The 21,508-nt window shown below is 67.9% G+C and carries 15 protein-coding genes; 3 read left to right on the plus strand and 12 right to left on the minus strand.

Features of this window, described 5'->3' with window-relative positions:
- Positions 1-39 precede the first annotated feature (39 nt).
- Positions 40-936: a PfkB family carbohydrate kinase gene (locus tag AC3WMA_RS03505; protein WP_492284011.1), complete on the minus strand. Its 897-nt coding sequence runs from the start codon at positions 934-936 to the stop codon at positions 40-42.
- A 4-nt stretch (positions 937-940) separates the two neighbouring features.
- Complete coding sequence (locus AC3WMA_RS03510) at positions 941-1,390, minus strand: VOC family protein (RefSeq protein WP_492284012.1); 450 nt, start codon at positions 1,388-1,390, stop codon at positions 941-943.
- 91 nt (positions 1,391-1,481) lie between these two features.
- Here AC3WMA_RS03510 and AC3WMA_RS03515 point away from each other — a divergent pair, with 91 nt between their 5' ends.
- From AC3WMA_RS03515 to AC3WMA_RS03525, 3 genes are all read left to right on the plus strand, one after another.
- The gene (locus tag AC3WMA_RS03515; RefSeq protein WP_492284013.1) at positions 1,482-2,927 is read left to right on the plus strand and encodes a cation diffusion facilitator family transporter; all 1,446 of its coding nucleotides are present in this window, start codon (positions 1,482-1,484) and stop codon (positions 2,925-2,927) included.
- A 199-nt stretch (positions 2,928-3,126) separates the two neighbouring features.
- On the plus strand, positions 3,127-5,772 hold the full coding sequence (gene pepN, locus AC3WMA_RS03520) for an aminopeptidase N (RefSeq protein ID WP_492284014.1): 2,646 nt from the start codon (positions 3,127-3,129) through the stop codon (positions 5,770-5,772).
- A gap of 225 nt (positions 5,773-5,997) precedes the next feature.
- Positions 5,998-8,292, plus strand: coding sequence for a PAS domain-containing sensor histidine kinase (locus AC3WMA_RS03525; RefSeq protein ID WP_492284015.1), 2,295 nt, complete (start codon positions 5,998-6,000; stop codon positions 8,290-8,292).
- A gap of 114 nt (positions 8,293-8,406) precedes the next feature.
- On the opposite strand, the gene AC3WMA_RS03530 is transcribed toward AC3WMA_RS03525, so the two are convergent.
- The 10 genes from AC3WMA_RS03530 to AC3WMA_RS03575 form a co-directional block, all read right to left on the minus strand.
- Entirely contained in the window at positions 8,407-11,364 is a 2,958-nt protein-coding gene (locus AC3WMA_RS03530) for a bifunctional [glutamine synthetase] adenylyltransferase/[glutamine synthetase]-adenylyl-L-tyrosine phosphorylase (RefSeq protein ID WP_492284016.1), read from the minus strand.
- Positions 11,365-11,532: 168 nt separating this feature from the next.
- Positions 11,533-13,035 (minus strand): sensor histidine kinase, encoded by a 1,503-nt coding sequence (locus tag AC3WMA_RS03535; protein ID WP_492284017.1) that lies wholly within the window; start codon positions 13,033-13,035, stop codon positions 11,533-11,535.
- Entirely contained in the window at positions 13,019-13,702 is a 684-nt protein-coding gene (locus AC3WMA_RS03540; protein WP_492284018.1) for a winged helix-turn-helix domain-containing protein, read from the minus strand. The genes AC3WMA_RS03535 and AC3WMA_RS03540 overlap by 17 nt, the downstream gene beginning before the upstream one ends.
- Before the next feature lie 173 nt (positions 13,703-13,875).
- Positions 13,876-15,048: a trypsin-like peptidase domain-containing protein gene (locus AC3WMA_RS03545; RefSeq protein WP_492284019.1), complete on the minus strand. Its 1,173-nt coding sequence runs from the start codon at positions 15,046-15,048 to the stop codon at positions 13,876-13,878.
- A 225-nt stretch (positions 15,049-15,273) separates the two neighbouring features.
- Positions 15,274-15,744: a cytochrome c-type biogenesis protein gene (locus tag AC3WMA_RS03550; protein WP_492284020.1), complete on the minus strand. Its 471-nt coding sequence runs from the start codon at positions 15,742-15,744 to the stop codon at positions 15,274-15,276.
- Positions 15,745-15,749: 5 nt separating this feature from the next.
- Positions 15,750-17,726, minus strand: a complete 1,977-nt coding sequence (locus AC3WMA_RS03555) for a heme lyase CcmF/NrfE family subunit (RefSeq protein WP_492284021.1) — start codon at positions 17,724-17,726, stop codon at positions 15,750-15,752.
- A gap of 7 nt (positions 17,727-17,733) precedes the next feature.
- Positions 17,734-18,249 carry a cytochrome c maturation protein CcmE gene (ccmE, locus tag AC3WMA_RS03560; RefSeq protein WP_492284022.1) on the minus strand — a complete coding sequence of 172 codons (516 nt, stop codon included), beginning with the start codon at positions 18,247-18,249 and terminating at the stop codon, positions 17,734-17,736.
- Complete coding sequence (gene ccmI / locus AC3WMA_RS03565; protein ID WP_492284023.1) at positions 18,246-19,349, minus strand: c-type cytochrome biogenesis protein CcmI; 1,104 nt, start codon at positions 19,347-19,349, stop codon at positions 18,246-18,248. The genes ccmE and ccmI overlap by 4 nt, the downstream gene beginning before the upstream one ends.
- A gap of 67 nt (positions 19,350-19,416) precedes the next feature.
- The gene (locus AC3WMA_RS03570; RefSeq protein ID WP_492284024.1) at positions 19,417-20,796 is read right to left on the minus strand and encodes an ATP-binding protein; all 1,380 of its coding nucleotides are present in this window, start codon (positions 20,794-20,796) and stop codon (positions 19,417-19,419) included.
- A 9-nt stretch (positions 20,797-20,805) separates the two neighbouring features.
- The gene (locus AC3WMA_RS03575) at positions 20,806-21,474 is read right to left on the minus strand and encodes a response regulator transcription factor (RefSeq protein ID WP_257734675.1); all 669 of its coding nucleotides are present in this window, start codon (positions 21,472-21,474) and stop codon (positions 20,806-20,808) included.
- Positions 21,475-21,508 lie beyond the last annotated feature (34 nt).

Raw genomic sequence — 21,508 nt, forward strand, 5'->3', positions numbered from 1 at the left:
GACTGCGCGACGCTGGAGGGAAATGAGCTTTTGAACGTGCTAGCTGGCGGCATGCGCGAGGAAGCGCTCGACTTCGTCGCGCTTCGGCGCCCCGCTGCGGCCACCGAAGCGGGTGCATTTGATCGCGGCCGCCGCCGAGGCGAAGCGGATCGCAGCCGGCTCGGCCTGCCCTTCGGCCAAGGCCAATGCGAAGGCGCCATGCCAGACATCGCCTGCGCCCAGCGTATCGACGGTATCGACGACGAAAGCCGGGCTGTGCCGGACATCGCCTTCATCGACGAAGAGCACACCTTCCTTGCCGAGCGTGACCGCGAGCCAGGTCGGGACGCCGGCCGCGACCTTGGCGAGGCCGGTGCGCGGATCCTCCTCGCCCGAAATCTCGCGCAGCGCCTGCTGGCTGAAGGCGACATGGCTCGCCGTGCCCACAAGATCGGGATGCGGCGGCCTGCGGTCGCCGTCGAGCAGGCCGGGCACGCCTGCGACGCGGGCGAGCTTCAGGGCGGCAAGCGCGCCCTCCCCCCAGCGGGTGTCGGCGAGCACGGCGCCCGCTCCCTCCGGAAGGCTCGACGGCAGCCAGCCGATATCCTCCGGCATCGCCGGATCGGAATAGGAGATCACCATGCGCTCGCCTTCCGCATCGACGAGAATCGCCGAGACGGGCGAGCGCAGGCCGGCGACGCGGCGGGCGAAGCCGGCATCGACGCCCTCCGATTCGAGATCGGCGACGATCTGGTCTCCGGTCAGGTCATCGGCGAGGCGCGTCGCTAGCCAGCAGGCGCCGCCAAGGCGGGCGACCGCGACCGAGGCATTGCCGGCGCAACCGCCACCGACGACGGCGAGCCCGCGGGAGCGGTACTTCTCGCCGCGAGTCGGCATGGTCTCGACGCTGTAGACATAGTCCAGCGTGGCGATGCCCAGGCAGAAGACGCCGGCCAAGGCCTCACCAGCTCCCGGTGTTCTGCATGCTCGCCCACGGCTCGGCCGGGGCCTTCGGCTCGCCCTTCTGGAGCAGCTCGATCGAGATGTTGTCGGGCGAACGGATGAAGGCCATGTTGCCGTCGCGCGGGGGACGGTTGATGGTCACGCCGGCCTTCATCAGCTTGTCGCAGGTCGCGTAGATGTCGTCGACCTCATAGGCGAGATGGCCGAAATTGCGGCCACCGGTATAGGTTTCCGGGTCCCAGTTATAGGTCAGCTCCAGCGTCGGGCGACCGCGCGAAGCGCCGGCCTTCGCCTCCGCCAGATCGTCGGAGGCAGCGAGGAAGACCAGCGTGAAACGGCCCTTCTCGTTCTCGATGCGGCGGGTTTCGACCAGCCCGAACTTGTCGACGTAGAAATCGAGCGCCTGATCCAGATCGGTTACGCGCACCATGGTGTGGAGATATCGCATCGGTCTTCCTCGTTGTGTGGCGGCAGGGTTGATCCGTTTCCTAAATCAGGCAAGAGCATCGCCGTTCCAAGCCATCTGAACAGGACGCGCCATGACGACAACGCAAGACGGGCCGGCGACGGCACCGGCCGTGCGCGCCACGCCCGCCCAGATCGCGCAGATCAAGCAGCGCGCCGCGATCATCTCGGTGATGGCGACGATCCTGCTCACCGCGGCGAAGATCGTCGGCGCCATCATCTCCGGCTCGCTCGCCCTGCTCACCGACGCCCTGCAGGGGCTGGTCGATGTCGGCTCGACGCTGTTCACCTGGTTCGCCGTTCGCGCTTCCGACAAGCCGGCCGACGACGAGCATCATTACGGCCATGGCAAGGTCGAGGCGCTGGCCGCGCTGGTCGAGACGGCGATCCTGTTCACGCTCGCCGGCGCGATCCTCTGGGAGGCCGGCAACCGGCTCTGGACCAATGTCATCGAACACGTCCAGGTGACGCCGCTCGTCATCGGCGTGCTCGTACTCTCGATGATCGTCGACGCGATCCGCTGGCGTTCGCTGACCAAGGTCGCCAAGGAGACCGGCAGCGAGGCACTGGCCGGCGAAGCCACCCATTTCTCGGCGGATTTCGTCGGCTCGGGGCTGGTGCTCGTCGGCCTCATCGGTGTCTGGTACGGCATCGAGCGCGCCGACACCGCCGCAGCCTTCGCGATCGCCGCCTATACCGCCTTCTCGGCCTATCGCCTCGCACGGCGCGTCCTCGCCACACTCATGGATACAGCTCCCGAGGGGGTCAGCGAGAAGCTGCGCGAGGTTGCGCGCGGCGTGCCGGGCGTGGTCGGCGTCAACTGGCTGCGCGTGCGCCCGGCCGGGGGGCGCGTCCATGGCGAGATCGGCATCAGCGTCTCGCGGACGCTACCGCTCGACCGGGTCGTGGCGATCAAGGCCCAGCTTGGCGACGCCCTGCTTAAGGTCGAGCCCGGCGCCGAGATCACGATCACCGCCGACCCCGTGCAGGTCGATGACGAGACGGCGCTGGAGCGCGTGCTGCTGATCGCGCTCAAGCTCAAGATCCCGGTGCACCACGTCACCGTCCACTCGATCGGCGAGAAGCTCTCGGTCAGCCTCGACATGGAGGTCGACCAGAGCCTGCCGCTCGGCGAGGCGCATGAGATCGCGACGCGGCTGGAAAGCGCGATCCGGGCCGAATTCGGCGGCGAGACCGAGGTCGAGACCCATATCGAGCCGATGGAGACCGGGCAGCCTTCCGGCCACAACGCCGCCTGGGAAACCGTCGAGGATATCGGCAAGGCGCTGGCGGGCGAGGCCGCGAAAGTCGCCGGGCCGATCCATGACATCCACAGCGTGCGCGTGCGCCAGACCGCCAAGGGGCTGGTGGTGAACTACCATTGCCGGGTCGATCCGACGCTGGACGTCGCCGCCGTGCATGATGCCGTCGATGCGATCGAGCGTGCCGTGCGCCTCGCCCGGCCGCAGGTCTGCCGGCTGGTGAGCCATGCGGAGCCGGCGGTTCCGGCCGGTTCCTGACGCGCCCCAGCCGTCATTCTCGGGCGGAGCGAAGCGCAGACCCGAGAATCTCTTTCCAGAGGAGGCTCCGAGCCTCCTTGTCATGAGATGCTCGGGTCAAGCCAGAGCATGACGGCCCGTTTTCCGCCATGACGGCGCGTTTCCCTCCCGCGCCGGCATGCTCTAGAACCGCCCCCTGACCTTCGCCATCAGGGATTCCATGCGTACCGAAGACGCCCCGCTGATCCGCCTCGAGGATTACCGCCCCAGCGACTGGCTGATCGACACCGTCGATCTCGACGTCGGCCTGCATCCGCAGAAGACGCGGGTGCGCGCGCTCCTGGCGCTCAGGCCCAATCCGGAAGGACAGCCCGGTGCGCCGCTGAAGCTCGACGGCGACGAGCTGGTGCTGAAATCGCTGGCCATCGACGGCAAGCCGCTCGATGCGTCCGCCTATACGGTGACGCCGCAGGCGCTGACGATCCCGAACCCGCCACCGCATGACTTCACGCTGACGATCGAGACCGAGCTCGACCCCTCCGCCAATACCAAGCTGATGGGGCTCTACCGCTCCTCCAAGGTCTATTGCACGCAGTGTGAGGCGGACGGCTTCCGCCGCATCACCTATTTCCTCGACCGGCCGGACGTGATGAGCGTCTACACGGTCAGGCTGGAAGCGGCGAAAGCCGAAGCGCCGGTGCTGCTCTCCAACGGCAATCTCGTCGCGGCGGCGGAACTGCCCGGCGGCGACCGGCATTTCGCCGTCTGGCACGATCCGCACCCCAAGCCCGCCTATCTCTTCGCGCTGGTCGGCGGGGCGCTCGACCATGTCCGTCAGGATTACGTCACGGCCGACGGCCACAAGGTCGAGCTCGCCGTCTATGTCGAGCCCGGCAAGGCCGACCGCGCTGGCTGGGCGCTGGATTCGCTGGTGCGCTGCATGCGCTGGGACGAGCAGGTCTTCGGCCGCAACTATGATCTCGACGTGTTCAACGTCGTCGCCGTGTCGGATTTCAACATGGGCGCGATGGAGAACAAGGGCCTCAACATCTTCAACGACAAATACGTCCTGGCCGATCCGCAGACCGCGACGGACGGCGACTACGCCTCGATCGAAGCGATCATCGCGCATGAGTATTTCCACAACTGGACCGGCAACCGCATCACCTGCCGCGACTGGTTCCAGCTCTGCCTGAAGGAGGGCCTGACCGTCTTCCGCGACCAGGAATTCTCCGCCGACGAGCGCTCGCGCCCGGTGAAGCGCATCGCCGATGTCCGCACGCTGCGCTCGACCCAGTTCTCCGAGGATGCCGGCCCCCTCGCCCATCCCGTCCGGCCGCGCGCCTACAAGGAAATCAACAACTTCTACACGCCGACGGTCTACGAGAAGGGCGCGGAAGTCATCCGCATGCTCAAGGTCCTGATCGGCGACGACGCCTTCAAGCGCGGCATGGACCTCTATTTCGAGCGCTGCGACGGCACCGCCGCGACGATCGAGGAATTCCTCGCCTGCTTCACTGAGGCCTCCGGCCAGAATCTCGACCATTTCGCCCGCTGGTACGAGCAGGCGGGCACGCCGACCATCGTCGCCTCCGGCCGATACGACGCAGCGGCGAAGCGCTACACGCTCGATCTGGCACAGAGCACACCGCCCACGCCGGGCCAGCCCGAAAAGCAGCCGGTCGTTCTCCCGATCAAGCTCGGCCTCGTCGGCGCGAAGGGCGACCTGCCGCTGAAGACCGCCTCGAACGCCTATGCCGGCGACGGGCTCGTCGTGCTCGACCAGCCGTCGCTGTCCGTCACCTTCGATGATGTCGCGGAGGCGCCGATCCCCTCGCTGATGCGCGGTTTTTCCGCCCCGGCGCGGCTCGACCTCGATCTGTCGGATGCCGACTTGCTGCGGCTGTTTTCGGCGGACAGCGATTCCTTCAATCGCTGGCAATCGCTCCAGAGCGTCGCGACCCGCGTGCTCGTGGCCGCCGGCAAGCCCGGCGCCGATGCGGGAGTTCTGACGGCGACCGCCGGCAAGCTCGGCGAGGCATTGCAGGTCTTCCTCAAGAGCGATGCGCTGTCCGACCCCGCCTTCGCCGCGCAGGTGCTACGCCTGCCGGCGCCGGCCGATATCGCCCGCGAGATCGGTGGGGATGTCGATCCCGACGCGATCTTCGCAGCCCACCGCAAACTGTCGAGCGCGATCGGCAAGGCCTTGCTCGGAGACCTGCCGGGCCTGCGCGGGGCTTTGGCGGCGAGCGGCACCTATCGTCCTGATGCCGCGTCCGCCGGACGGCGGGCACTGCGCAACGAACTGCTCGGGCTGGCGGCCTTGGCCGCCCCGACTGACGCCGCCGACCTCTGCGAAGAGCAGTTCGCCGGCGGAGACAACCTGACCGATCGCCTCGCCGCGCTGGCAGCCATGACACTGATCCCCGGCGAGCGCCGGGAAGCTCTGATCGCCCGCTTTGCCGAGACCTATGCGGGCGAGCCGCTGGTGCTCGACAAATGGCTGATGGCGCAGGCGCTGATCGCCGAGCCCGGCACGCTGGAGCGGGTCAAGACGCTGATGCAGCACCCGGCCTTCTCGCTCGGCAATCCCAACCGCGTACGGGCGCTGATCGGCGGCTTCGCAGCCAATCTCACCCAGTTCAACCGGGCGGATGGCGCGGGCTACGAGTTCGTCGCCGATATCGTCGTGGCGCTCGACAAGACCAACCCGCAGGTCGCCTCGCGGCTGCTCGGCTCGTTCAAGAGCTGGCGCATGCTGGAGCCCGGTCGCAAGGGCCTTGCACAGGAGGCCTTGAGCACCGTGGCGCGGCTGCCGAACCTATCGCGAGACGTCGCCGACATCGCCGAAAGAGCGCTCGCCTGAGCGCTCTCCGGAATGGTTAATGCCGACCTGTCCAAAACATTAACGTTTCATTACCCGCGCAGGATTCATCGCCATAAGCACTACAACCTAAAGGGGAATTCGACACTCCTGACTCAACTCAGGGCTAGACAAACCGAGTCGTCCGGATTCAACTGACAGTGATTCGCGGGGATGCGGCACGTCTCCCGATCTTACTGACGGTAAAGTTCCGAAGGGGGACCGGGCATGTCGCGTGCCAACGCGGGCTGCGCACCTGTGCGCGCCGATACGATTCTGGGTGTAGCACGCTCGCTGACGCACCCGTTGTATCATCGCTTCGAAAGTTTCGAGCCCACCTTCCGCACCGCCATCCCGGCGCTCGTCGGGCTGTTCCTCGTCATCCTCGGTGCCGGGGCGTTGTTCCAGACTTCGGCCATGCGCGATGACGCCCTCGTCGACGCGACCGGCGACATGGACCTGGTCTCGGCGCTGGTCGCCCGCGAGCTCGATGCCGCGACGCTGACCGGCAAGGAGCCGACCGCCGTGCTCGCCGCCCTCACGGCCCGCCACCTCGCCGCCCATGGCCGTATCGTCCATGTCAGCGGCGCCGATGGCCGTATCATCGCCAGCGAGCCGGCCATCGGCCAGACGCAGCGCACGCTGGTCGACTTCCTCGGCCCGACCCAGCCATTGACCATCTTCGGCGACCGCGCCGGTGTGATGCGCATCACCTTGCCGAACGGCGTCGATGTCCTCGCCAGCGTGCGCAACCTCTCCTCCCCGCTCGGACAGGTCGCCGTGCTCCAGCCGGTCTCCCGCGCTCTCTCGACCTGGCAGCTGCGCCGCTCCGGCCTGATCCTGCTGTTCGGCGCCGCCGGGCTCGTCCTCGGCGTCACCACGCTCGCCTTCATGCTCCAGTCGAAGCGGGCGAGTGCCGCCGACCAGGATTGCGACTGCGTCCGCGAGCGCATCGATACCGCGCTCAACCGCGGCCATTGCGGCCTCTGGGACTGGGACCTCGCCCGCGGCCGAATCTACTGGTCGGATTCGATGTATGCCCTGCTCGGCTATGACCGTACCGGCGAGTACATGTCCTTCGGCGAGGTCTCGAGCTTCATCAACCAGGAGGATGTCGACCTCTACGCGCTGGCCGACGCGATCAGCCGCGGTGAGGCCGACCATCTCGACCGCGAATTCCGCGTCCGCTCCGCCGCTGGCGAATGGATCTGGCTCAAGGCCCGTGCGGAGCTGGTGATCGACCGCCGCACCCGCTCGCGCCACCTCGTCGGCATCGTCGTCGACATCTCCGAGCAGCGCCGCATGGCCGAGCGCACCGCCACCGCCGACGCCCGCCTGCGCGACGCCGTCGAGGCGATCTCGGAAGCCTTCGTGCTCTGGGATGCCGATAACCGCCTCGTGCTCTGCAACGCCAAGTACCAGCAGCTTCACCAGCTCCCGCCCGAGGCCCTGCAATCCGGCGCTTCCTATGACGAGATCATGGAGCGCTCCGCCCAGCCGCAGATCGACCGCGAGCCGATGCGCGTGCAGCGCGGCAATGCCGGCGCCTCCTACGAGGCCCGCCTCTCGGACGGCCGCTGGCTCCAGATCAACGGCCGCCGCACCAAGGATGGCGGCTCGGTCTCGGTCGGCACCGACATCACCAAGCTCAAGCAGCAGGAAGAGCGGCTGACCCAGTCCGAGCACCAGCTCCTGATGCATGTCACCGATCTCAAGGCCTCGCGCCAGAAGCTCGAAGCCCAGGCCCAGCAGCTCGCCGATCTGGCCGAACGCTATCTCGAGCAGAAAGCCTCCGCCGAAAGCGCCAACCGCGCCAAGTCCGAGTTCCTCGCCAATATGAGCCATGAGCTGCGCACGCCGCTCAACGCGATCATCGGTTTCTCCGAGATCATGGAGAACGGCATGTTCGGCCCGCTCGGCGAGAAATACACCGACTATGTCCGCGATATCCGCTCCAGCGGCGGCTACCTCCTGAGCATCATCGACGACATCCTCGACATGTCCCGCATCGAATCCGGCCGGATGCGGCTGGAGAAGACGGAGATCGCGCTCGGCCCGGTGCTCGACCAGGCGCTGCAGAAGGTCCAGCCGGAGGTGGAGCGCAAGCAGCTGGTGCTCGCCATCGAAGGCCCGCTCGACACCCATCTCGAAGCCGACCCGCACGCCCTCTACCAGATCCTCGGCAACCTCCTCGACAACGCCGCCAAGTTCACGCCGGAAGGCGGGCGGATCGCGGTCCGCACCCGCCATGTCCCCGGCGCGCTCAACATCTTCATCGAGGATACCGGCATCGGCATCCCCAAGGAGAAGATCGACCGGGTCGGCCGCCCGTTCGAGCAGGTCGAGGGCGATCTGGTCCGCAGCTACAAGGGCTCGGGGCTCGGCCTCGCCATCGCCCGCTCGCTCACCGAGATGCATGGCGGCTCGCTCCGCCTGCGCTCGGCGATGGGTGCCGGCACCATCGTCATGGTCCACCTGCCGCTCGACGGCGGCGCCAATCGCGTCACCGCGCAGGCGGCGTGAGGCTCCGGCCTCCACCGCCTCGTCATGCTCGGGCCTGACCCGAGCATCTCCTTCCGGAAGGGGCTCCCGCGCCCCCTCGTTCTGAAATTCTCGGGTCAAGCCCGAGAATGACGCCTAACTCCCCTTCCGCGCTTCGCCCAGCACGCGCGTGAAGATCGCCCGCACGCTGGAACGGACCTCGTCCAGCTCTGCCTTCAGCACCTTCGCATCCGGACGGCCGACCGCCGTCGCGATCCGGCGCAGCACCCGGGGCGGCACGGCCTTGGGGTCGAAAGCCTCCTCGACCGTGAAGCGCTGCCAGAGCTGGACGTCGCCGATCAGGCGATGCGCCTCCAGCAGGACCGAGGCATCGCCATCCGAGAGCAGGCCGGCAGCCTTGGCCGCGGCGAAGACCGAGGCCGTGTCGTTGACGATCAGGCCGGGGTTCTCGCTGGCATAGGCCAGCACGAGGAACTGGGCGAGGAAATCGAGATCGGTGATGCCGCCGGCGGCGAGCTTCAGGTCCCAGGGGTCCTTCTCGCCCTTCTCCTTGGCGATGAGCGCGCGCATCTCGGCGACGGCCGCCGCGACCTTGGCGGGCTCGCGCTTGCGCGAGAGGATTGCGCGGATCGAGGCCTCGGCCCGCTTCGCCAGGCCTGCATCGCCAGCGACGACGCGGGCGCGGGTCAGCGCCATCTCCTCCCAGATCTCGGCCTCGCCGGAATGATAGGCCTCGAAGCCGGCGAACTGGGTCGCGGCCGGGCTCTTGTTGCCGGTCGGGCGCAGGCGCATGTCGACCTGATAGAGCGTGCCGCGCCGCGTCGGCACGGTCAGCGCCGCGACGAGGCGCTGGGTGAAGCGGACATGCCAGGTGACGGGATCGAGGCTCTTGGCGCCGTCGCTCGATCCTGCCTCCTCCGGTCGGTCATAGAGCAGGATCAGGTCGAGATCGGATGAGGGCGTCAGCTCGCCCGCGCCGAGCCGGCCGAGGCCGAGCACCACCGTCTCCGCGCCCTCGATGGTTCCGTGATCCTCGATGAAGGACCGGCGCGTATCGGCAAAGGCGACGCGCAGGCAGGCTTCCGCCACCGCGCAATAGGCCTGCCCTGCCCCTTGCGCGGGATAGACGCCGGAGAGCAAGCGGGCGCCGACCAGGAAATTCTCCTGCCGGGCCGCGTCGCGCAGGCGATCGAGCCCGTCCTCGACGCTCGGCGGCGGCGAGCCGACATAGTTGCGGATGCGGCGCTCCAACGCTTCGACATCGAGCACCGCCTGTCCGAAGGCGGGATCGATGACGCCGTCGAGCACATGCGGGTGCAGGGCCGCGACCTTGGCGAGGCGCGGCGCGCTGCCAAGAATCTCGGCGAAGAGCGTCAGCAGGGAATCATGCGAGCGCAGCAGCGTCAGCAATTCCACCGCAGCCGGCATGCGGACGAAGGCGTTGTCGAGATGGGCGAGCGCACCATCGGGATCGGCGGTGCGGCCGAGCGCGACGAGCAGCGCAGGCGTCAGTTCCGTCAGCACCTCGCGGGCACGGGCGCTGGTCACGGCTGCGCGGCGGCCGAAGTGCCAGCCGCGCACCGTTTCCGCTGCGGTGGCACCATCGCGGAAGCCGAGCTTGCCCAGCGTTTCGATCGTCTCGGGATCGGCCTCCGAGCCGGTGAAGCTCAGCGTGCCGGCTTCGGAAGCGAGGCTCGGCCCTTCCTCGAAGAGCAGGGCATAATGCCCCTCGACGCGCTTCGCATGCGCCGTCAGCGCCTTGCCGAAGGCGGCCGTCGAGGGATAGCCGCAGAAGCGGGCGAAGCCTTCGAGTTCGGCCGCCGCCTTGGGCAGGGTCTGCGTCTGCTCGTCGGCCTGCATCTGCAGGCGGTGCTCGATGGTGCGCAGCCAGCGATAGGATTCGGAGAGTTCGTCGCGGGCCTGCGGCGTGATCCAGCCCTCGGTCGTCAATTCGCCGAGCATCTCCAGCGTGCGCGGGCCGCGTAAAGCCGGGCGGCGGCCGCCGAAGACGAGTTGCTGGGTCTGGACGAAGAACTCGATCTCGCGGATGCCGCCGCGCCCGAGCTTCACGTTGTGGCCGGCGACCGCAATGGTCTCGTGGCCCTTCACCGTCTGGATCTGGCGCTTCATCGCGTGAATGTCGGCGATGGTCGCGAAGTCGAAATACTTGCGCCAGATGAAGGGCGCGAGGTCTTTCAGGAAGCGCCGGCCAACCTCGATGTCCCCGGCAATGGGCCGGGCCTTGATCATGGCGGCGCGTTCCCAGTTCTGGCCGACCGTCTCGTAATAGGAATAGGCCGAGGGCAGCGAGACCGCGACATGGGTCGAGGCCGGGTCCGGCCGCAGGCGCAGGTCGACGCGGAAGACATAGCCGTCCGGCGTGCGCTCCTGGATGATGCGTGCGATCTGCTGGGTCAGCTTGACGAAGAAGCTCGTGGGCTCGCCGACGCCGGCCGCTTCAGCCGCCTCCGGGTCGAAGAACACGACGATGTCGATATCGGAAGAATAGTTCAGCTCGCCGGCACCGTGCTTGCCGAGCGCCAGCACGACGAGACCGGATCCGAGCCCCGGATTGGCGGGATCGGCGAGATTGATCCGGCCGAGATCGGCCGCCTGGCGCAGGACATGGTTGGTCGCGAGCTGCGTCGCCATGTCGGCAGTCGCGGTAAGAGCGGCCGTCACGGTCTCGACATCCCAGGCGCCGCCGATATCGGCCAACGCGATCAGGAGCGCCATCGAGCGGCGGAAGCGGCGCAGTTCCCGCATCAGGTCGGCGGTTTCGCAGCCGGCGCCGGCAAAGGCCGCGATGCCGGCGAGCAGCGTGTCGCGGCGCGCCTCCGGCGCGTCCGTCAAGGCGGCAAGCAAACCGGCCGGATCGAAGCGCATGATCTGCGTCAGGAAGGGCGAATGGGCGAGGATGCCGGCGATGAGCGCCGCGCTGCGCGGATGCTCGGCCAGATGCGCGCTCAGCGCCCCGGCCGCTTCCTCGTCATGGAGCCGCTCGATCAGCTCGCGCTTCAGCAGCGCCTCGGCCTTGGCCTTCGCCGGCAGGACCGGCGCAGCCTCGAGCCTGTCACAGAGCCGTTCCGCCATTGCGAACTCCCTCGCAGCCAATGTCGAGCCCTCATCCTGAGGAGCCATTCCCAAGGGAATGGCGTCTCGAAGGATGTTCCAGGAGGCCTTTTTGAACCATCTGAAGCATCCTTCGAGACGCGCTTCTACGAAGCGCTCCTCAGGATGAGGGCTCGGACATACAACCCTTTAGTGGGTGGGCAGGCCAGCAGGGTTTGGCGCCGCTGTCGAGGCGGCTGGCTCCACGAGGGCCGGCGTGTCCACAGGCTTCGGACTGCCGGCCGGCAGGAGGATGACCACGCGCAGGCCCGGCGCATTGTCCTCCAGCCTGATCTGGCCGCCATGGAGCCGCACCACACCGGACGCCAGCGAGAGGCCAAGCCCGAAGCCCGGCTTGCTGCGGCTGGCATCGAGCCGCACGAAACGGTCGAGCACGCGGCCGCGATCGGCCTCCGGGATACCGGGGCCGCGATCGGCGACGGCAAGCTCGACCTGATCGCCGATCTGCCGCGCCGAGACCGTAACCGTGCCGTCGCCGCCTTGCTCCGGTGTGCCGTATTTCAGGGCGTTGTCGATCAGGTTGTTCAGGGCCTGCCCGATCAGCTCGCGGTTGCCATGCACCTTCAGGCCCGGCTCGACCGCGCAGGCGAGCGAGAGGCCGGCTTCCTCGGCGAGGGGCTCGTAGAGCTCGGCGAGGCCCAAGACCACTTCGGACAGGTCGAGTTCGCTCATGTTCTCGCTGATGCGGCCGGCCTCCAGCCGCGCGATCATCAGGAGCGCGTTGAAGACGCGGATCAGGTTGTCCGCCTCCTCGATCGCGCCATCGAGCGCGGCCCGCAGTTCATCCGGCGATTTGGCCGTGCGCAGCGCCTCCTCGGCGCGGTTGCGCAGGCGTGTCAGCGGCGTCTTGAGGTCATGGGCGATGTTGTCGGTGACCTGCTGCATGCCGGCCATCAACTCGCCGATGCGGTCGAGCATGGCGTTGAGGTTGAGCGCCAGCCGATCGAGCTCGTCGCCCGTGCCGGTGATGGCGAGCCTGCCCTTCAGGTCACCCGCCATGATGCCATGCGCGGTCTCGGTCATGCCGTCGATGCGCTTCAGCACGCGCCGCGCCACGAACCAGCTGGCGAAGCAGCCGAGGACGAAGACCAAAGCCAGCGACCAGCCGGCGGCGCGGCGGATGACGATGCCAAGCCGGTCGCGCTCCTCGAGGTCGCGGCCGACGAGAAGGCGAAAGCCGGCCGGAAGCATGTAGACCCGCACGAGCGCGCGGCTCGGCGTGTCGACCGTCTCGCTGGAGCGGGCATATTCGATCTCGCTCTCGCCGGTGCGGTCGAGCGTGCCGGGCGGGATCGCCTCGACATTGCCGGCGATGCGCTCGCCGACTGGCGTGGTGACGAGATAGAGCGAGGCGCCCGGCGCCCGCGAGCGGCGCTCGATGATGTTGACGAGACGGCGGATGCCACCCTGACGCTGCTGCTCGGCCAGGCCCTGGATCTCGGCATCGATGGTCGAGCGGATCTGGTCGGTCAGCAGGCGCTGCGCGTTCCAGGCGACATAGCCGAGCGCAAACGCCGCAAAGAGCGCGAAGATGACGAGATAGGCCGCCGTCAGCTTGAAGGCGGTCGTGCGGAACAGCGTCGGCAGGAAGCGCTGGCGCTTATGCGGGGAGGCGTCAGCGCGCGCTATCACGGACCAGGTATCCGGCGCCGCGGATGGTGTGGATCATCGGCTGCTCGAAGCCCTTGTCGACCTTGGCGCGCAGGCGGCTGACATGCACGTCGATGACATTGGTCTGGGGATCGAAATGATAATCCCAGACGTTCTCCAGCAGCATGGTGCGGGTCACGACCTGGCCGGCATGCTTCATCAGATATTCGAGCAACCTGAATTCGCGCGGCTGCAGCACGATCTCCTGGCTCTCGCGGGTAACGCGATGGGCGAGCCGGTCGAGCACCAGTTCACCGACGCGGTAGGTCGTCGGCTCCGAGGCGGGCGCACTGCGCCGGCGGGCCAGCACCTCGACACGGGCCAGAAGCTCCGAGAAGGCATAGGGCTTGGGGAGATAATCGTCGCCGCCGGCACGCAGGCCCTTCACCCGGTCATCGACCTGGGCGAGCGCGGAGAGGATCAGCGCGGGAGTATCGTCCTTCTGCTCGCGCAGCGAGCGGATCAGGGAGAGCCCGTCGAGGCGCGGCAGCATCCGGTCGATGACCAGCACGTCATAACCGCCGCCCTCGGCCATGGCATAGCCTTCCAACCCGTCCGCGGCATGGTCAGCGACATGGCCGACCTCGCGGAACGCCTTGGTCAGGTAGGCCGCAGCCTCGGCATCATCTTCGACGATCAGGAGTCGCATGGATCAACCCTAGCCTATCAAACGCGAGAACGGCAGGCCGGATGATACGCATCCGGCCTGCCGCCGCGACGGCAAGGTCCCTCGGCTGGGGCGACAGGAAACCGAAGGGACCCTGCTCAGCATCGGACCGGAAAGCAGGGCAGCTTTCCGGGGAAGCCCGATGCACTTCCGGTTCAGGCCGCCGGCTGGCGGCCGACCTCGAAGGTCACGTCCCGCGACTTGCCTTCGCGGAAGAGCGTGATCGTGGCCTTGGCGCCCGGCGCGAAGGTCGCGATCTTGCGCGACAGCTCGCGAGCGTCCTTGATCGCCTCGCCGTTCACAGCGGTGATGGTGTCGCCGCGGCGGATGCCGGCCTTGGCGGCAGGGCCGTTGCCCTGCGCCTCGGCGACGAGCGCGCCCTTGGCGTCCTTCAGGCCGATGGCGTCGGCCATCTCGGTCGTGACCGGCTGGATCTGCACGCCGATGAAGCCGCGCGCCACCGTGCCGTCCTTCTTCAGCGACTCGACCACCTGCTTGACGGTGGAGGCCGGGATCGCGAAGGCGATGCCGACATTGCCGCCGGAGGGCGAGAAGATGGCGGTGTTGACGCCGACGACCTCACCCTTCTGGTTGAAGGTCGGGCCACCCGAGTTGCCGCGGTTGATCGGCGCGTCGATCTGGATGAAGTCGTCATAGGGGCCCGAGCCGATATCGCGGCCCTGCGCCGAGACGATGCCGGCCGTGACCGTGCCGCCGAGGCCGAACGGATTGCCGATCGCCAGCACCCAGTCACCGATGCGCGCCTTGCCGTCGGCAAGCTGCACGAAGGCGTAGTCGCCGGCATCCTTGACCTTCAGCAGGGCCAGATCGGTGCGCGGATCGGTGCCGACCACCTTGGCATCCAGCGTCTTGCCGGAGTCGGTGACGAGCTGGACCTCGACGGCGTTCTCGACGACGTGGTTGTTGGTCACGACATAGCCGTCCTGGCTGACGAAGAAGCCCGAGCCCTGGGCCATGCCCTGACGCGGCTGCGGCTTGCTCGGGGCAGAGCCCTCGCCGCGCTCGCGGAAGAAGCGGCGCAGCTGCGGCGGCAGGTCATCGAGATTCTGCTCGTCGCCGGCAGCAGCGGCCTGCGTCTTGACGCGGACCGAGACAACAGCCGGCTTCACCTTCTCGACGAGGTCGGCGAAGGAGGGCAGCGCGGTCTGCGCGCCCGAGAGCTGGATCGGCTGGGCAACGGCGTTGTGGTTCTGCATCAGGGCGCTGTCGGCGATGCCGGCGGCGAGGCCGATGCCAAGGATGGCGGTGCCCGCCAGAAGCGCGCCGCGCTTGAGAATGGACTTCCGGGTGTCGTTCTTTGTCGTCATGATCTGAACCTCGTGGAGCGACAGGGCGCTTTCCCCTGCTCGTGACGAGAACCATGACGCCGGCCGCCTTACGCGGCTTTGGCCTGAAGATGACGCTTTCGTAAGGTTGCGGCGCGGGGCCGAGGCGTCATTCTCGGGCTTGACCCGAGAATCTCAGGCCGGAAGAGCATCGCAGCCTCCTTCGGCGAGAGATGCTCGGGTCAAGCCCGAGCGAGACGGCAGTGGCTAGCCCTGCTCGTCCCGCAGCAGCCTGTCGATGCGGCTGCGCTCCTCATCGGTCAGCGGCACGGTGGCAGCGGCCTCCTCACCCATCCGTTGCCGCCCGCGTCGCCAGACGAAGGCTATACCGGCGAGCAAGATGAGGAACGGCGCACCCCAGAGCAGCAGTGTCTGCGCGTTGAGCGGCGGGCGCAGCAAGACGAAATCGCCATAGCGGGCAACGACGAAATCGACCACGGCCTTGTCGTCGTCACCAGCGACGATGCGCTCCCGGACAAGGATGCGCAGGTCGCGGGCGAGCGGCGCGTCGGAATCGTCGATCGACTGGTTCTGACAGACGAGGCAGCGCAGGCCGCCGGAGATGTTGCGCGCCCGCTGCTCCAGCGCCGCGTTGGGCAGGATCTCGTCAGGCTGCACGGCTTGCACCGCAGGCGCCGCCAGCAGCATCAGACCGAAGATGAAAGCGATCCGCCGCATCGCCCTCACTCCGCCGGCTGCGGGGCGGTCACGGGCACAGCGCGCTTCGGCGCCGCCAGCCGGAAGCGCCGGTCGGTCAACGAGAGCCCGCCGCCGAGCGCCATGACGAGCGAACCGATCCAGATCAGCAGGATCAACGGCTTGTCGTAGAGACGCACCGCGACGCCGCCATCCTGCGCTTCGCCGAGGCTGACATAGGCCTGGCTCAGGCCGTCCGTGCGGATACCGGCCTCGGTCGTCGGCATGGAGCGGGCCGTGTAGACGCGCTTGGAGGCCTCGACCGGCGCGAGCTCGCGATCGCCCGAGAAGACCTGGAAGCGGGCGACCTCGGACCGGAAATTCGGTCCGGTGCGCGGCGACATGCCTTCCAGCACGATGGTGTAGCGGCCGCTGGTCAGGCGCTCGCCGGGCTTCAGGACGGTGATCGCCTCGGTGCTCCAGGCCTGGGCGGCGATGCCGATGATGCTCAAGCCGACGCCGGCATGGGCGAAGGCCGTGCCCCAGGCCGAACGCGGCAGGCCGCGCGCCCGCGACAGCATCGCCCGCCAGCCGCTGGCACGCATCATGATGCGCTCGCCGAGATCGAAACCGGCGGCAAGGACGAGGAAGACGCCGAGGCCCACGCCGAGCGGCGCCAGAACCGGCCCGCCGCGCGTGAAGAAGAGCAGCGCGAGAGCGGCCAAGACGGCGATCCCGAAGGCCATGGCGTTGCGCTGGGCCGCGCCGAGCAGGTCGCCGCGCTTCCAGGCGAGCGACTGGCCGAGCGGCAGGATCAGCAGCAGCGGCACCATCACCGGCACGAAGGTCGCGTTGTAGAAGGGCGGGCCGACCGAGATCTTGTCGCCGGTCACCATCTCCAGCAGCAGCGGATAGAGCGTGCCCACGAAGACGGTGGCGCAGGCCGTCGCCAGGAAGACGTTGTTGACGACGAGCGCGCTCTCCCGGGAGACCGGCGCGAACAGGCCGCCCTGCCGCAGCAGGGGCGCGCGCCAGGCGAAAAGCGCGAGCGAGCCGCCGACGAAGAAGATCAGGATCAGGAGGATGAAGAGGCCGCGTGCCGGGTCGGTCGCAAAGGAATGGACCGAGGTCAGCACGCCCGAGCGGACGATGAAAGTGCCCAGCAGCGAGAGCGAGAAGGTCAGGATCGCCAGCAGGATCGTCCAGACCTTCAGCGCGTCGCGCTTCTCCATCACCACGGTCGAGTGGATCAGCGCCGTGCCGGCGAGCCAGGGCATGAAGGAGGCGTTCTCGACCGGGTCCCAGAACCACCAGCCGCCCCAGCCGAGCTCGTAATAGGCCCAGTACGAGCCCATCGCGATCCCGAGCGTCAGGAATATCCAGGCCAGCAGCGTCCAGGGCCGGACGGCGCGCGCCCACATCGCGTCGATGCGCCCGTCGATCAGCGCCGCGACGGCGAAGGCATAGGTGATCGAGAAGCCGACATAGCCGACATAGAGCAGCGGCGGATGGATCGCGAGGCCGAGGTCCTGCAGGATCGGGTTGAGGTCCTGCCCTTCGGCCGGCACAGGCGACAATCGCTGGAACGGGTTCGAGGTCAGCAGGGTGAAGGCGAGGAAGGCGACCGCGACGAGCCCCTGCGCGGCGAGCGCCCCAGCCCGCAGGCGCGGCGGCAGCGAGCGGCGCGACAATGCGACGAGCGCCCCGAACAGCGTCAGGATGAGCACCCAGAGCAGCATCGAGCCTTCGTGGTTGCCCCAGACCGAAGTGAGTTTGTAGATCAGCGGCTGCGCCGAATGGGAATTGGCGACGACGTTGCCGACCGAGAAATCGGAGCGGACATAGGACGTCACCAGAGCCGCGAAGGACAGGGCGACCAGCGCGAACGAAACCAGCGCCGCGCTGCTGCCGACCGAGGCCAGCGTCCGGTCCTGCCGGAACACGCCCCAGAACGGCACCACCGCCTGGATCACGGAAACGCCGAGCGCGAGCGCCAGCGCATAATGGCCGATCTCGACGATCATATCAGGCTCACGGCTTTGCCGGCGCAGCGGCAGGAGAGCCGGCACCGCCCGGCTGCCAATGCCCCTGCTTCTTCAGCGTATCGGCGACTTCGCGCGGCATATAAGTCTCGTCATGTTTCGCCAGCACCGAGTCCGCCTTGAAGCGGCCGGCGCCTTCGAAGACGCCCTCGGTGACGACGCCCTGCCCTTCCCGGAAGAGATCGGGCAGCAGGCCATCATAGCCGACCCTGATCGAGGTCTTGCCGTCGGTCACCGCGAAGGTAACGCGCTTGCCGTCGCTGCGCTGAACCGAGCCCGCCTCGACCAGCCCGCCGAGGCGCATACGGGTACCGGGCAGCACGCCCTTCTCGGTGATCTCGGTCGGGCCGTAGAAGAAGACGATGGTGTCGCGCATCGCGAAGAGGACGAGGCCGGCGGCCAGGGACAGCACGGCACCGGCCATCGCGATCAGCGTCAGCCTGCGCTGCTTGCGGGTGAAGCGGCGCTTCGCCGGGAGCGGCCGCGTCGGCTGGGCAATCGTCATGGCGCGGCCTCCTTCAAGGCCAATTCATCGGCGAGAGCGTCGATGGCCGCAAGCGCGTCCTTGTCTTCGGCGAGGCGTTCGCGCGCGGTCCTTACGGCCTGCAACGCCGCAGGCTTGTCGCCGAGGACGGTGCGGGCGCGGATCAGGCGGCTCCATTCGGGCAAGCTGCCGCCGCCTGCGCTCAGGCGCTCGGCCAACCCGTCGACCATCGCCTTGATCGCCTGCTGGCGTTCGGCTTCGGGAAGGGCTGCGACCGCCTTGCGGCCGGCATCGGCCTGCATGCGCTCCAAACGGGCACGAACGGCGCCGGCCCAGTCGGCATCGGCAGGCGCCTCAGCCAATAGCTGGGTGAGAGCGGCCTGCGCGCCCTCGCCATCGCCGTCCTGCTCTTTGGCAAGCGCGAGGTAGTAACGGGCTCGCGGACTTTTCGGATCGAGCTTGACGGCCTCGGCGAAGGCTTCACGCGCAGCAGCGGTGACGACCCCGCCAGCTTCCATGATGCGGGCCTCGCCGAGCCCCGCCAGCAGATCGGCATCGGGCTTGCCGACGCGGGCGGCCGCGGCAAAGGCTTTCGCAGCCTCGTCGTACCGGCCCTGGCGGAGATAGATCGGTGCGAGCAGCGACCAGCCCTTGGCATCGCCCGGATTGGCGGCGAGATGGGCTTCCATGCGCGCGAGGATGATCGCGAAATCCTGCTGCGGGCCGGCCTTTTCCAGCCGTGCCGCCAGCGGCTGGTCAGGCAGGTTCGGCGAGCCGTAGAGCCCGTAGATCAGGAGGGCGAGCAAAGGCACGACCGAGAGCATCAAGGCGGAGCTTGCCCGGCGGCGACGCAGGGACGGCTCGGTTTCGCCCGCGGCTCCGGTTTCGTCGCCAGCGGCGCGCAGAAGCCGGCGGGCGGCTTCGGTACGGGCGGCTTGCGCGTCCTCCTCGCCGATCAGCTTGCGTGCGAGATCGCGGTCGATCTCCTTGAGCTGGGCGCGATAGAGGCTGCGGGCATCGGCCGTATCGCCGAACCCTTCCGTCTGGCCATGACTGAGCGGCCGGAGCAAGGCGAAGATCGCCGCTCCCGTCATGGCTGCAAAGATGGCCCAGATCATCATGCGGCGTTCTTAGCCAATCGTCCGCCCGGGTTCATGGTGACAAAGGGTCACGCGGCAAAGAATTCTTCTAAACCGAAGGCAGCTCAAGCCGCGCCCTCAATCCGCCCAGCGGCGAGCGATGCAGGGTGAGCCCGCCGCCATAAAGCTTGGCGATGTCGACGACAATGGAGAGGCCGAGCCCCGATCCCGGCGTGGTCTCGTCGAGCCGACGACCTCGCTTCAGGACTTCAGCCATGGCGCCCTCCGGCAGACCGGGGCCATCATCGTCGATCAGCAGCGCGATCCGCTCGGTGTCAGGTGCCTTTTCGACCGCAAGCGAGACCTCGACGGTGGAAGAGGCCCATTTGAAGGCGTTGTCGAGGAGATTGCCCAGCATCTCCTCCAGATCCTGCTTCTCGCCGCGGAAGCGTAGGCCGGGTGCGATCGTGTGCGAACCGGAGATGCCCTTGCCCTGCGAGATCTTGGTAAAGGTACGCAGAAGCGCATCGAGAGAGGGGGGGATTTCCGTCACGCCGCCGAGCGCGCCTGAAAGCGCCGCGGCCCGCGCCCGGTCGAGATAGTACTGGACCTGGTCGCGCATGATCGCGGCCTGAGCGCGGACGGTTTGAGGCAACTGGCCGTCGCCGCTCGTGTCGGCCTCGTTCATCATCACGCTGAGCGGCGTCTTCAGTGCATGCGCGAGGTTGCCGACCTGCGTGCGGGCGCGGTCGAGGATTTCGTGATTGGCGTCGATGAGCTGGTTGAGCTCGCTGGCGAGCGGTGCGAGATCGGGCGGATACTGCCCGACGATGCGCGGGTTCTCACCCGTCCGAACGGCGCCGACGGCAGAGCGCAGGCGCACCAGCGGGCGCAGACCGAAGCGGACCTGCACCAATGTCGATGCGACCAGGGCGATGCCAAGCAGCAGGAAGGTCATCGCCAGCGCGAAGCGGAAATCCCGGATGTCCCCCTCGATCTCGTCGGCGGGGGCTGCAACGGCAACAGTGAAGCGCCCATCCTCGCCCACATCGATCTCGCGCTCCAGGATGCGCAGGAGCCGGTCGTCCGGGCCGGAGACATAGCTTTCGCGCAGCCCCCGGCTGTTCGGCACGATCGGCTGATCGAGCAGCTTGGGGAGCTGCCCACCGACGAGGGAACGCGAGGCGCGGACATTCGGCCGCTCGCCGTCCAGCCTTGTGATCTGCCAGTACCAGCCGGTGAGCGGCAGGTCGAAGCGCGGCTCGCCGAGATCGCCGATCGTCTGGCGTTCAGTCTCAGGCGGCGCAGCGAGGTCCGCGACCAGCTGCTTGATGTAGACCGAGAGCCGCTCGTCGAAACCGCGCTCGGCCGAACGACGGTAGAAGGTGGTCAGGCCGACACCGGCCAGTACGAGGATCAGCACGCAGCAGACGGCCGCGGAGAAGAACAGCCGCGTTCCCAGCGAATAGCGATGGGATTTGAGCGGCATCGCCCGCGATCAGACCTTTTCCGGGGCGGCGGCGATGTAGCCGAGGCCTCGGACGGTCTCGATGATGTCGACGCCGAGCTTCTTGCGCAGGCGCCCGACGAAGACCTCGATCGTGTTGGAATCGCGATCGAAATCCTGATCGTAGAGATGCTCGACCAGCTCGGTCCGCGATACCACCCGGCCCTGATGATGCATCAGGTAGGAGAGCAGGCGGTACTCGTGCGAGGTCAGCTTCACCGGATTGCCGTCGACCACGACCCGGCTCGCGCGGGTGTCGAGCCGGACGGGGCCGCAGACCAGCTCCGAGGTGGCATGACCCGCCGCGCGTCGCAGCAACGCCCGGACGCGCGCCAGCAGTTCCTCGATATGGAAGGGCTTCACGACATAGTCGTCGGCGCCGGCATCGAAGCCCGAGACCTTGTCGCTCCAGCGGTCGCGCGCGGTCAGGATCAGCACCGGCATGGTCTTGCCGGCCCGGCGCCAGCCCTGCAGCACGGCGACGCCATCGACCTTCGGCAGGCCGAGGTCGAGAATCACCGCGTCATAAGGCTCGGCCTCGCCGAGATAGAGGCCTTCCTCGCCGTCAAAAGCCTTGTCGACGGCATAGCCGGCATTCTCAAGCGCAGTCACGATCTGGCGGTTGAGGTCCTTGTCGTCCTCGACGACGAGCAATCTCACGGTGGGGTCGCTCCAGTTGGGGAAGCCGCAACGG

Source organism: Allobosea sp. FW305-C-101 (genome assembly GCF_058783685.1).